Source organism: Paenibacillus sp. FSL P4-0338, assembly GCF_038002365.1.
In the GTDB taxonomy this organism is placed as follows: domain Bacteria; phylum Bacillota; class Bacilli; order Paenibacillales; family Paenibacillaceae; genus Paenibacillus_AQ.
Genome location: NZ_JBBOCG010000001.1, coordinates 3,517,709 through 3,531,244 on the forward strand (window position 1 = coordinate 3,517,709; position 13,536 = coordinate 3,531,244).

Consider the following 13,536-nt stretch of genomic DNA (forward strand, 5'->3'; position numbering starts at 1 on the left):
CCCTGCATACGCATACGAATGCGTGTACAGAGGTTCTTCCTCTGGAGCTATAATTGAAATTCCGCCGGTGTACGCCGTTATTCAGATATCGAAATCATCGTTTCCTTAGGCGGCTCGTAGTTCTCCAATTGACGGAACACGATTCCTTTGGAGGTGAGCATCGCCTGTACCTTCTCCATGTCTTTCTTGTAAGGACGAAGGTAGACAATCTCCACGATTCCGCTGTTAGCCAGCATATTGGCACAGGTCCAGCACGGCTCATCCGTAACGTAGACCGTACTGCCTTCCCGGTCGCTCCGGTCTGTGAACAGCAGCAGATTCTGCTCGGCATGGATTGTACGGATACAGCGCTGCTTTTTGACCATTGTCTCTACACCGTCTATCATCTCACGCTCGTATTGCTCAGATACCATACAGCCTGCTTCCGAGCAGTCCGGCACCCCCATCGGCGCACCGTTATAGGCCGTACCCAGCAGCTTCTTCCCCTGCACCAGCACCGCGCCGACATGGCGGCGGGGACAGCGCGAACGGGTGGAGACCATGCAGGCAATATCCATGAAGTATGTATCCCAGTTCTTGCGGTAAGCCACAGTCATCAGCAATCTCCACTTTCTCTAAATAGTTGTTCATTATTGTAGCATACCTGGCTGCGTTTTCACTAGGATATTGATAGCCCGCAACAGCCTACATTTCGCCTATCTCTCGCTTAGATCTCCCGTCCTGCCACTTCTACACTGCATTTGCTCATCCGTAGAGCGGGGGGTGATTGCACTTCATACAGTAGAAGATGCATTCTCAGCGCCTAAGTAACGTTCTGCTGCACTTCATACAATGGATTCTCTCATTTAGTCTCCAAAGACCCACATTTTCAAAATTCTAATGTTCGAAGTGCAGCAGATTTAGTTTTCAGGCGGATTGAGGGCTAATCTAATGTACAGAGTGCAGTTGAAACTTATTATGCCCCGGCAGACAGGCTGTTCGTAGACAATCAGGACGGCGGTCTTAAAAGGCTACCAGCGGTTTCAGCTTCTCCAGCAGCTTGGGGCCGATGCCCTTAACCTTCCCTAGCTCGTTCGCGCTGCGGAACGCTCCCTTACTGGTGCGATAATCGACAATCGCCTGCGCCTTCTTCTCTCCGATGCCCGGCAGATCCATGAGGAGCTTGATGTCGGCAGTGTTCACATTAATCCGGCCGTCAGCCGCTGCCGGAGCTGCAATGTGAGCGGCTCCAGCTGTTGCAGCCGACGTTCCATTTGCACCGCCGCTTCCCGCCGCTCCTGAGTCCGCCGCACCCGCTATCCCGGCACTTGCCGCTCCAGCGCCTGCTGTTCCACCACCGGTGGCCACACCGCCAACAACTCCACTACCCGCCTCACCTGCAACATTCCCGCCAACCGCCCCATCCCCCGCCGCCGTACCGCCACCAGTTACCTCGACACTCCCCGCCGTACCGCGACCAACTTCCTCACCGCCTGCCGCTCCACTTGCCATACTTCCACCCGCTACCACACTCCCGCCATCACCCCCGGCGGCTGCACTGCCTGCCTCACCTTCGTCCGCCACTCCCAGCGCCTGCGCCATTCCGGCATTCAGCGTTGACCATCCGGCAATGCCGGCGTCCTGTGCTCTGTGGTCTGCGGCCCACACCAGACTGCCGCCCAGCAGCGCAGCGGTGATGGCGCAAATGATCATTCTTTTATCCATCAGGTTGTCCTCCCTCATCAAACTGGAATTTTATTCAAAAATCCGATTAAAACCTGTCATTGGTCCAAGTCTGGCCTGCATACACTTAACGAAGAGTATTCCTGTAAGCAAGCCAGCAGCATAAGAAAGGAGGTACCACAGGATGAAAGTGGGATTTATCGGAACAGGCAGCATGGGAAGTCTGCTGATCGACACCTTCCTTCGGTCGGGAGCCCTTGATCCATGTGATGTGATGGCCAGCAACCGCAGCCCGGGCAGGCTGATGGAGCTGAAGAAGCTTCATCCCGGAATTACGATATGCTCCGGCAACATCGAAGCCGCCTCAGAGAGCGACCTTGTGCTCCTGTGCGTCAAGCCTTTGCAGTTCAAGAGGGTAACCGATGAGATCTCCCCTTATCTGCGCAGCGATCAGATTGTTGTATCTATTACAAGCCCTGTGCAGCTCTACCATCTGGAATCGGTCCTGCCCTCCAAGGTCGCCAAAATCATTCCCAGCATCACCCATTCCGTCAGAGGCGGGAGTTCGCTGTGCATTTTTGGAAGCCGGTTAAATAAAAAAGACAGGCTGCTGCTGCTCCAGTTATTCTCCTGCATTGGAGTTCCTGAGGAAATTCCGGAGGGTCATACGCGGATCGCCTCGGATTTCTCCAGCTGCGGTCCGGCCTTTCTGAGCTATTTCCTGGAGCGGTGGATTGAAGCGGCTGTAGAAGCAACCGGCATCGACGAAGCCCTGGTTACCCGGCTGGCGGGTGAGATGCTACTGGGTACGGGTAAGCTGCTGACCGAAGGCTCGTTCACCCCGCAGGAGTTGCAGGAACGGGTTGCCGTCCGCGGGGGCATTACCGCGCAAGCCCTGAATCATTTACAGACCAGTCTGGAGGGGGTATTTGAACGACTGATTACCACAACACATGACAAGTACGATGAGGATGTGGAAAAGCTCGACGAGCTGTTCGGACTTGGCAGCATTGCACAGAGCCGCACCGACCGCTAGAAATGCCCATTCATTGTCTCGCCACTTCCTGCGCGGCAGCCAGCGGTACCCGCACCTCCGTCCGGGTCCGCCGCCCCGAAACCAAGAAAGCCCGCAGCACGGATACCTCCGTTGCTGCGGGCAGAATTGCGTTCTTCGCTTAACCCACTACGATATTTACCAGCTTGCCGGGAACGGCAATGATTTTGCGTACGGTTTTGCCTTCGACGGCTGCCTTCACATTCGGCAGGGCCAGAGCGTGGTCCTGCATCTCCTGTTGGCCCATCTCCGCCGAAATCAGCGCGCGCTGGACGATTTTACCGTTCACCTGTACCACGATCTCAACCTCAGCATCTACGGTTAAGGCTTCATCATAGGCCGGCCAGGCAACATAGCTGATGCTTCCTTCGTGACCCAACAGCTGCCACAGCTCTTCGGCAATATGCGGTGCCAGCGGGGACAGCATCTGCACGAACTGCTCCGCCGCTTCCTTGGACAGGCTCTCCTGCTTGTAAGCGTCATTGATGAAAATCATCAGCTGGCTGATCGCCGTATTGAAGCGCAGCAGCTCGAAATCCTCAGTGACCTTCTTCAGCGTCTTGTGCCAGGTGCGTTTGAATTCATCTGTGCCCCCGCCCTCTGAAATCTTCGCGCTGAGGCTGCCGTCTTCATTCACGAACAGGCGCCATACGCGGGAGAGGAAGCGGTGAATGCCTTCGACGCCCTTTTCGTTCCAAGGCTTGGTGGCCTCCAGCGGCCCCATGAACATCTCATAGACGCGCAGGGTATCTGCCCCGTAGGCTTCAACGATCTCATCCGGATTAATGACATTGCCGCGCGATTTACTCATCTTCTCGTTGTTGTTCCCCAGGATCATTCCCTGATTGACCAGCTTGTGGAACGGCTCCTTGGTATCGACTACGCCGATATCATAGAGTACCTTATGCCAGAAGCGGGCATACAGCAGGTGAAGCACCGCATGCTCGGCTCCGCCGATGTACAGGTCAACCGGCAGCCATTCCTTCTGCTTCTCCGGTGAACACAGCTCCTGATCATTGTGCGGATCGATATAGCGCAAGTAGTACCAGCAGCTACCGGCCCATTGAGGCATAGTATTAGTCTCGCGGCGGGCCTTCATGCCGGTCTCAGGATCAACCGTCTCCACCCACTCCGTCACATTCGCCAGCGGGGACTCACCGGTGCCCGATGGCTTGATAGCATCCACATCAGGCAGGAGCAGCGGAAGCTGATCCACAGGCACAGTCTTCATCGTGCCGTCTTCCAGGTGTAGAATCGGAATCGGCTCGCCCCAGTAACGCTGGCGGCTGAACAGCCAGTCGCGCAGGCGGTAGGTCACTTTGCCCTTGCCGCTGCCCTTCTCTTCCAGCCAGGCGATCATCTGAGCCATCGCTTCAGTATTGGACAGACCGTCGAGGAATCCTGAATTGACATGCGGACCGTCACCGGAGTAGGCTTCTTCTTCGATATTGCCGCCCTGCACCACTTCGATGATGTTCAGGCCGAACTGCTTGGCGAATTCCCAGTCGCGGGCGTCATGGCCCGGAACGGCCATAATCGCTCCGGTACCGTAGCCGGCCAGCACGTAGTCGGCAATCCAGATCGGCACCTGCGCGCCGTTCACCGGATTAATCGCATACGCGCCGGTGAACACACCACTTTTCTCCTTAGCCAGATCGGTGCGTTCCAGATCGCTCTTGCGGGAAGCCTTGTCGCGGTATTCAGCAACGGCGGCCTTCTGCTCGTCTGTGGTAATGGCATCCACCAGCTTATGCTCGGGTGCGAGTACGCAATAGCTTGCTCCGAACAGGGTATCGGGACGGGTAGTGAACACTTCAAGCACCGCCTCATGCCCCTCAATCGCAAAGGTCACCTCAGCACCGGTCGATTTGCCGATCCAGTTGCGCTGCATATCCTTGATGCTCTCTTCCCAGTCCAGCTCCTCCAGATCCTCCAGCAGGCGGTCGGCGTATTCGGTAATCTTCAGAATCCACTGGCGCATCGGTCTGCGGACGACGGGATGGCCGCCGCGCTCGCTTTTGCCGTCGATGACTTCTTCGTTCGCCAGAACAGTTCCCAGCGCCTCGCACCAGTTCACCGATACTTCGGCCACATAAGCCAGTCCGCGGTTGTACAGCTGGATGAAAATCCACTGCGTCCACTTGTAGTACCCCGGATCTGTCGTGCTGATCTCGCGGTCCCAGTCGTAGGAGAAGCCCAGCGACTTGATCTGGCGGCGGAAATTGTCAATGTTCTTGAAGGTGATATCACGCGGATGCTGGCCGGTATCCATTGCATACTGCTCGGCCGGAAGTCCGAAGGCATCCCAGCCCATCGGGTGCAGCACGTTGTAGCCGCGCATCCGTTTGAAGCGGGACACGATGTCGGTGGCGGTATAGCCTTCCGGGTGGCCTACGTGCAGTCCTGCGCCGGAAGGATACGGGAACATATCCAGGGCGTAGAACTTCGGCTTGCCAGATTCTTCACTTGTCTTAAAGGTCTTGTTCTCATCCCAGAATTTCTGCCATTTCGGCTCGATGGTCTGGGCGCGGTATCCAATATTATCGCTCATCTTGTGCTCCTCCTTGGAGTGTTGCTGTATTAGGTAGTACTGCTGCTGTCTTAAAAAGTTAAGAGATTAGTCTCCACTACAAAAAAGTTTTGGGCCTCCACCCGCTGTTAGATTCAGATTTCATGATTAGAGCCGCTCTCCGCGGTCGAAATCCGAATCTAAAGGCGGCCACTAACGTTGCTCCGGCTCCAAAATTTCTTTCCGTTCCATTACTCTGTAACTTAGGTAAACACCATCTGTTCCCCCGGCGGAACAGCAAAGCTCAAGAGCCGCCCATGATTCGCTGGGCTAACCGGGACAAAATCATCCTAACAGATGAATAAGTATACCTTTGTGCGAAGACAATGTATGCTGTTTTTCACATGCATTCAGGCGGTGTTCCTGCTTTCGAGCACAATGTATGCTGTTTTTCACATACATTCAGGCCGTGTGCCGCTATACCAGCCGATTGTATTCGGTTTTAACCAGAACTTCAGTCACATTCAGCAAAATAGCCATTCTACGAAACCTTCCAAGAACTCTTATTCACAAATTCACACACCTTTTTCACAGCAACAGGAAACTATAGTTTCCTATTACAGCAAAAAACCTCCCATCCCTAGCGTATAATCGCTAGGGACGAGAGGTTTGAATTCCCGTGGTACCACCCTAGTTAGCGGCGGACATTCTTTGTCCGGCACTCACTTTGACACCCTGTATCGGGGGTGAGGCGACGGCGGTTCACTCGCATGTCTCCCTAAGGAACCTGCGGCTCGCGCCATTACTCGGAGGTGAGTTCACTGCGGCCCGTTAACCGGCTCGCACCTGGGGTGCCGGCTCTCTGCAATAACGGTCTCACGAATTAATACTCCTCTTCATCGCACTGCTATGATAACTCTTCTTATCGTAATATTCACCACATTATAACCAAAAGATACATGTACCGTCAATCCTTTCACCCGAAGTAGCCGCAGTTCCCCTTATTCCTGCAAGTGATGGGGTGAATTACGGTGGCCTCAAGCCGGTCTTCTGCGGATATAATAGCCAATGATATGCTGAATAACCACCTTGGCAGCGGCGAAGAAAGGAACGGCTAGAATCAATCCGATCATTCCGGCGATCTCTCCGCCGACCAGCAGTGCGAATATGATCAGCAGCGGATGCAGATGCAGCTTCCGTCCTACAACCTGAGGAGAGATCACGTTACTTTCCAGCATTTGGCATAAGGTATTCACCACCGCCACCAGCAGGACAAGGCGCCATGACAAGGTCGAAGCCATTACAATAGCCGGAGCCGCCCCCAGAAAAGGACCCATATACGGAATAATGTTGAATACCGCGACAACACAGGCGAACAGCAGCGCATAAGGCATGCCGATCATCGCGTAACCGATATAAGCGAGCACGCCGATGATGATACAGACGAGAAACTGCCCGCGGATATAGTTGCCGAGCGCTTCATCAATGTCTTTTAACAGCATCACAATCGACTTGCGGCGCGAACGTGGCAGACAGGATACCACCATCCGTTCGAACACCTCGAAGTCCTTCAGAATATAGAACACGAGAAAAGGCACAATGAATGCGTTGAACAGCAGGCCAATGGTTGAAGCGATATTATTAAGGAAGTGGGAGATGCCTTCGGCTAGGCGGTTCTCCAGCTGATAGAACCAGTTATTCATTCCCGCCTCCACCCCGGGCGGAATCAGTCTGGAATTCATGCCCTTCATCAGCCCCTGCGCGTGCAGCGTCATCTCCGGCAGATGCTCGTTCAGCTCCTCCAGCTGTTCCATGAACATCGGGATCAGATTAATCAGGATCACCGCAAGCGAGGTCAGGAACACCGCATAGATCAGGAGGACGGCTGCGCTGCGCGGCATTTTTCTCCGGGAGAGCATAGTGACCACCGGATTCAGCACATAGGAGATAATCATGGCGGCCAGGAACGGGGCCAGGATCGCTTTTAGAAACAGGAATACCCCATTCAGCATCGGACGGAGCAGCCAGACGAAATATAGAATAATCAGTGAGAGCAGCACGCCGATCATCCAGCGGAGCCATTTACTGCGGAACCACTCCTCCATAATCTCCCTCCTGAACTTGTACAGCCCTTAACCATCATGCCCTATTAGTATGTGTGGGAGGGGAATGAAATACTCCGCTCTGCAAAAAATTGGTTTTTTGTTATTTTAATTCGCAGGTTGGTATAGTGGCCGGGCTCAAGGTTCGCTACAATCATATTGTAAAGCGCTTACATTATTGAGGAGGGTATTGTATATGAGGAGAAAGCTACACAAGTTATTCGGTGCAGGAATGACCCTGCTGCTTGCTGGTCTGCTGACAGGAGCTCCGTCCGTTTCGGCGGCCACCGTCTTTAATGAGCCTCTGACTTACTTCAACCCCGCAACCTGGCAAAAAGCAGACGGATACTCGAATGGCTCCATGTTCAACTGTACCTGGCGTGCGAATAACATCTCTTTCACCAGTGGCGGACAGCTTCGTCTGGCCCTGACCAGTCCCAGCAATAATAAATTTGACGGCGCGGAGTACCGCTCTGTGAACAAGTACAGCTACGGCAAATACGAGGTCAGTATGAAGCCGGCCAAGAACAGCGGGATCGTCTCCTCCTTCTTCACCTACACCGGGCCTTCAGACGGGACGCCTTGGGATGAGATCGATATTGAATTCCTCGGCAAGGATACCACCAAGGTCCAGTTCAACTATTACACCAATGGCGTTGGCGGTCATGAGCAGATTGTCAATCTTGGCTTTGATGCTTCCCAGAGCTATCATACGTACGCCTTCGACTGGCAGCCGGGTTATATTAAATGGTATGTAGACGGGGTCTTGAAGCATACGGCAACCAGCAACATCCCCTCCCGGGCCGGTAAAATCATGATGAACCTCTGGAACGGAACGGGTGTGGATTCCTGGCTCGGTTCCTATAACGGAGCGAACCCGCTATACGCCTATTACGATTGGCTGAAATACACAAGCAATTAACTTGCAGGCAGGTGATGGACCCCGGCGATGCGCAAGCGGCATCCGCCGGGGTCCTTTTGTCTATGCGGATCATGGCGGCTCATCTTCAATATTTGTTATTCCAATCGCCACATTGGTATGGCGGCTGCTGCCGTCCTTCTGTACGATATATAGAAAGAATACCGCTCAAGAGGAACAGATTTGATGGAGCCGCCGCCAGGCAAACAGGCAGAGGCCTTGAGGCTTATCTACGACAAGAAACCGCCTTATTATAGAGGCGGTTTCTTGTCCCTGCGGCATCTAGCGGCTGCTGCGGTCCCAGGCATTGACCTCCATGGTTTCGGTAAGTCCGCCGTAGGTGTTCCACTTGTGCACGAATTCGTCGAATTCTTCAAGCGGGCTGTCCGCGAAGATGATTTTGATGAAGCTTTTCTGCTCCAGCTTCTTCAGCAGCTCGCCGTCGCGCTGCATCGTCGCTGTCGGAGGACCCGTGAACTGCTCCTTGCGGGAAGCCTCCTTCTGGCCCAGCAGCAGAGGGGCAATGTCCTTCGGGATCTCCCGGATGACCCCGGAGGGAATCCGGGCCCCGTCGAAGGTTAGCGTGTACGAGGCTACGCGGATGCCGCCCAGCGGCAGCGCCGAAGATTGGGCGCTCGGCTGGCCGCCCGCCATGGTAAAGTCATAGCCCTCTGCAAGACCATGGGCGAACTCGCCGGTCGAGGTAGCGTATGAATCGAACAAATAATTCTGATACGTAAAAAAGATTTCAGGGTGCTTCATCTTCTTATTGATCAGAATGGCACCGTTGACAGGCAGGGTTCCTCTTCTCATGGTGAGGCCGCCCGGCCCCGAAGGGATAGCAATTGCCCGGACACGCGCCTGAGTGTCACTCTTGGTCAAAGAGGACAGGGGCCAGCCGCGCATCCAATAGGGTCCGGCAATGATACCCGCCTTACCAGAGATGAACTGGTTCGCCGCGCCCTCTTCATCCAACCAGGCACTGTCAGCGCTCAGATAACCGCGCTGTACCCATTGCTTCATGAGCTGGACAGCCTTCCTTGCCCCGGGCTGGATGGAGCCGTATTCCAGGGTCCCGTCACTCCGGCGGTTCCACTGCTCAGGAACCGTACCATAGGCGCCGAACACCCAGCTGCTGTCTCCCATCCAGGTGCTGGGGCCGTTGCGGAATCCGGCCGACAGGCCGTAGGTATCCTTGATCCCGTTGCCGTCCGGGTCCCGGTTGACGAAGGCATCCATGACCTGCTCCAGCTCATCCAGGGTCTGCGGGACTTTCAGATGCAGCTTGTCCAGCCAATCCTGGCGGATCCAGAGCAGCGGATCGGAGTTATATTCATAATCCATAATGGGAATGGCATACCTGTGTGCGCCGCGCACGAAGGGGTTCCATGCCGAAGCATCCTCGGCAACAGCCTTCTTCCACACCTCGGACGCATGCTGCTCGAACAGGTCGCCGACTTCCATGAATTGCCCTGAATCAATCAGCTCCTGGATAATATCGGCATCTCTGGTCGTTACGATGTCGGGCATATTGCCTTTGGCCAGCTCCAGCCTCAGCTTGTTGGCGTAGGTCTCTGAGGTGCCGGAGATCGTCCAGAGATAACGGATGCGGATGCCAAGCCGCTTCTCTGCCCAGGCCGTATGTACGTTGTGCTCCAGGCTCTCCCCTTTGATGAAATTCAGATTGGGATTCACGGAACCGACCGTATACAGGTCTACCGGAGGATCATATTTGCCTTCCTTAATATCGAAGTGAGGGGCTGTACTCTGCGGTGAAGCCGGCGGCTGACTATATTCGGTGCTGTGCCAGGAGCAGCCTGACAGGATCAGGAGCAGCAGCAATAGCGGGGAACGGACTTTCATGAAACCACCTTCTTTTCGTAGAGTTCATAATCTTATGATACACTTCTCCATATTACAGCAAATGTCTTGAAAAGGATGATCTTTATGGTGGCATGGCGTCCCAACCTGTTCGTTAAAATGGTGGCAATCCTGCTCTCGCTGATTGCTGCCACACTCTTGTTCTACGGAATGTCCTACCGTAAGGATGTCGGAGTCATTACCAGTCAGATCAAAACCACCGACCTCAATCATCTGGAATTCCTGACCCAGCAGATGGATAACAACATCAACCAGCTGGCGGGCAGCATGTATGCCCTGCAGAGAGATCCCACCATCCGCGATTATGAGCAGATTACGCAGCTGGGCCATCTTATTGATCCCGCCCAGACGATTATGACGGTGCTCGAGAAGCTGTCCCTCCAGACCAGCTCCAGTACGTGGGAGAACCGGATTGTCTTGTATAAGCCCTTCAGCGGGGAGACCTTGGGCTCGGATTCTTCGCTGTCCTTCGATGTCTCTGTCCTGCACAAGCCGCTTCCGGCAGGCTGGGAGTATATCTCGTCGGACAGGGCCGGCGCGGAGGCAGGCTTCCGGCTGCTCTTGTCAGACCCTGCTCAGGCAACAAGCCGGCCGCGCGAGGCACAGCTGCTGATGTCCATGTATTTGCCGGTCTCCAATATTGAACGGATGTTCGATGCCTACCAGTCGCAGAACACGGGGGACACCTTCTTGTACCATCCGTCATTCGGCTTCATCCTCTCGCGGAGTTCGGACCGGCAGATGGCGGAGCAGGTCACCGCGGCACTGAATATCTCAGCCGGGAAGAGTACCTCCGACATCTTCGACCTTAAGCAGGGCAGCTTCCTGGTCAGCTCGGTGCCCTCCTCGGCCATCGACTGGCAAGTCGTGCATTATTCACCGCTGAAGGAGATTCTTCAGCCGATCCGCAGCAGCCGCTCTTCCTTCCTGACAGGATCGGCCATCCTGCTGGTGATGAGCCTGCTATTCTCCTTGCAGCTCTACCGCCAAGTGCAGCGTCCGGTGAGCCTGCTGCTGCGTTCGCTGAACCGGATGAAGGAAGGGCGCTGGTCTACCCGTATCCATACCCGGACCAATCCCGAGTTCACGCTGCTTAATGAGGAATTCAATGACATGGCCGAGAAGATTCAGTCGCTGATCGAGCAGGTCTATCTGGAGCAGCTCCGGGCCAAGGATGCCCACCTGAAGCAGCTTCAATCACAGATCAATCCGCATTTCCTGTACAACTGCCTGTTCTTCATCAAGAGCAAGGCCGCCATAGGAGATACAGAGTCTGTCGAGGCCATGGCACTCAGTCTGGGTGAATATTACCGCTATATTACCAGAGTCGATCATTCCCTCACCACCCTTCAGGATGAGCTGAAGCTGCTGGAGACTTACCTGAAGATCCAGAACCTGCGGAAGCAGCGTATATGCTACGAGGTGGATATGGAGAGCGAGCTGCTGGACCTGCACATTCCGCGGCTGCTGATTCAGCCTCTAGTAGAGAATAGTATCATTCATGGCATTGAGCGAAAAATCGGCCCAGGCTCCATCCGGATCACCGGCCGCCATACCCGGGAAGCCATTCTCATTACCGTAGAGGACAATGGTGCCGGTATGACGGAGGAAGCTATTGCAGCACTTCAGGTACGTATCAACGAAACCACGCGTGAGGATGGAGGCTGCGGGCTATGGAATGTCCAGCAACGCCTCAAATTACATTACGGCGAGGCTTCCGGCCTGATGATTGCGCCTTCACCGGAAGGCGGTCTAATAACAACTCTCCGTATGGAGAAGAAAGAGGAACCTGATGCACCAAATTCTATTGGTTGACGATGAACCCTATGTGGTCGATGATCTGTCCATTTCGATTCCCTGGGCGGAGATGGGCTTCGGACAAGTCCACAAAGCTTATTCCGGGTATGAGGCGCTGGAGCTGCTCCAGCGTTATCCCATCGATATTGTAGTCACAGATATCAATATGCCGGAGTTGTCCGGCACCGAGCTGATTGCCGCCATCCGTAAGCGCTGGAAGCATATCCGGGTGGTGATGCTGACCGGCTATGCGGAGTTTGAATATGCCCGCAAGGCTATTGAAGAGCAGGCCAGCGCCTACCTGCTTAAGCCAATAGCGAACGACCAGCTGATCGCGGTTATTGGTAAGCTGCAGGAGAAGCTGCGCAGTGACTGGGAGGCCTGGTCCTCTCACCAGCGGACGATGCAGACCTTCCGCGAGCATCTGCCGATCCTGCGGGATCGCCTGCTCGGGGAGCTGCTGCAGGGACGGAAGCTGCCCGGGCCGCAGCTCCAGGAGCGGCTGGACCAGTTCGACCTGCCGTTCAGGGCCGGTCTGCCGGTCTGTCTGGCCGTGGTCCGTCCCGAGGAATTCTTCCGGCGCCAGGATATGCACAGCATGCTGCTGTTTGAATATGCGATCATTAATATCGCCCAGGAGCTGTTCCAAGACCGGTTTCTAATCTGGTCCTGCAAGGATGTGCATGATTATCTCGTATTCCTGCTGCAGCCCAGGGAGGATTCGGAACACGGCGGCAATCCTGGAAATGAGGTGGCCCAGGCTGCCTATCAGCTGCAGAATCATGTCAGTACCCTGATGGGAGGCGGCCTGTCCGTGGTGACCACCGGCTGGGGAGACTTCCCGGATCAGGTCTATACTCTCTATCAATCCGCCATCTCAGCCATCCGCCAGCATATCGGCAGCGAGACCGGCATCTATCTCGATACCACGGATAACAGCAGCTCCCAGCCCGTGGAGATTCTCCAGCCGCTGTATGAGCCCCCGCTGCTGTTCCACATGTTCGAAGCGAACAACTGGCAGGGCATTGAAGACAAGCTGAACGCTATCGTCTCGGAGCTGGTTCACAGTCCGGAGCGTTCACTGGAGCATATCCAGGAAGCCCGTCTGCACTTGGAGACGGCCTTCTATTACTTCGCCCACAAGAATAACAAGCTGCTGAGCGAGATTGCCGGCAATCCGCTGCTGGAGCAAGCTCCCTTTCAGACGCCGGACAAGCTGCGGGAATGGGCCATGGAGGTTATCCTTCTGCTGAGAGAGCATACGGATTCCGAACGGCGGAACAGCCGGACCGTGCTGATCCGCAAGGTTCATGAGTATATCAACCGTAATCTGCACTATGTCTCCCTACAGGCCATCGCCGACCATGTCCAGATGCATCCGGTCTATCTCTCCAAAATGTACAAGCTGGAGACCGGCAAGCGGATCAGCGACTATATCAGTCAGGTAAAGATGGAAAAAGCGGCGTATCTGCTTATCCATACGCCGCTCAAAATTTATGAAGTTTCCTCGGAGCTCGGGTACTCCAACGCCCATTATTTCATTAAGCTCTTTAAGGAATATGCGGGGATGACCCCGCATGAATACCGTGACCGGGCGCTGTAATTCCGTCAG

Annotated in this window: 9 protein-coding genes; 4 read left to right on the forward strand and 5 right to left on the reverse strand. The window is 54.8% G+C overall.

Annotated features, from left to right (window positions below; genetic code table 11):
* Positions 1 to 77 precede the first annotated feature (77 nt).
* Both MKZ07_RS15505 and MKZ07_RS15510 read right to left on the reverse strand, forming a co-directional pair.
* Positions 78 to 596: a deoxycytidylate deaminase gene (locus MKZ07_RS15505; RefSeq protein ID WP_036690490.1), complete on the reverse strand. Its 519-nt coding sequence runs from the start codon at positions 594 to 596 to the stop codon at positions 78 to 80.
* Between the two features lie 406 nt (positions 597 to 1,002).
* Positions 1,003 to 1,704, reverse strand: a complete 702-nt coding sequence (locus tag MKZ07_RS15510) for a ComEA family DNA-binding protein (protein WP_051493130.1) — start codon at positions 1,702 to 1,704, stop codon at positions 1,003 to 1,005.
* A 142-nt stretch (positions 1,705 to 1,846) separates the two neighbouring features.
* On the opposite strand from MKZ07_RS15510, the gene comER reads away from it, so the two are divergent.
* The gene (comER, locus tag MKZ07_RS15515) at positions 1,847 to 2,698 is read left to right on the forward strand and encodes a late competence protein ComER (RefSeq protein WP_036690491.1); all 852 of its coding nucleotides are present in this window, start codon (positions 1,847 to 1,849) and stop codon (positions 2,696 to 2,698) included.
* Positions 2,699 to 2,837: 139 nt separating this feature from the next.
* On the opposite strand, the gene leuS is transcribed toward comER, so the two are convergent.
* Positions 2,838 to 5,267, reverse strand: coding sequence for a leucine--tRNA ligase (gene leuS, locus MKZ07_RS15520; protein WP_076154182.1), 2,430 nt, complete (start codon positions 5,265 to 5,267; stop codon positions 2,838 to 2,840).
* Between the two features lie 995 nt (positions 5,268 to 6,262).
* Entirely contained in the window at positions 6,263 to 7,330 is a 1,068-nt protein-coding gene (locus tag MKZ07_RS15525) for an AI-2E family transporter (RefSeq protein ID WP_341026442.1), read from the reverse strand.
* Between the two features lie 229 nt (positions 7,331 to 7,559).
* Here MKZ07_RS15525 and bglS point away from each other — a divergent pair, with 229 nt between their 5' ends.
* Positions 7,560 to 8,249, forward strand: coding sequence for a beta-glucanase (gene bglS, locus MKZ07_RS15530; protein WP_372238049.1), 690 nt, complete (start codon positions 7,560 to 7,562; stop codon positions 8,247 to 8,249).
* 279 nt (positions 8,250 to 8,528) lie between these two features.
* Here bglS and MKZ07_RS15535 read toward each other — a convergent pair whose 3' ends face one another.
* The gene (locus MKZ07_RS15535) at positions 8,529 to 10,109 is read right to left on the reverse strand and encodes an extracellular solute-binding protein (RefSeq protein WP_341026444.1); all 1,581 of its coding nucleotides are present in this window, start codon (positions 10,107 to 10,109) and stop codon (positions 8,529 to 8,531) included.
* A gap of 84 nt (positions 10,110 to 10,193) precedes the next feature.
* On the opposite strand from MKZ07_RS15535, the gene MKZ07_RS15540 reads away from it, so the two are divergent.
* Complete coding sequence (locus tag MKZ07_RS15540) at positions 10,194 to 11,942, forward strand: sensor histidine kinase (RefSeq protein WP_341026445.1); 1,749 nt, start codon at positions 10,194 to 10,196, stop codon at positions 11,940 to 11,942.
* Positions 11,920 to 13,527 (forward strand): response regulator, encoded by a 1,608-nt coding sequence (locus MKZ07_RS15545; protein WP_076154178.1) that lies wholly within the window; start codon positions 11,920 to 11,922, stop codon positions 13,525 to 13,527. Before MKZ07_RS15540 ends, MKZ07_RS15545 begins: the two co-directional genes overlap by 23 nt.
* Positions 13,528 to 13,536 lie beyond the last annotated feature (9 nt).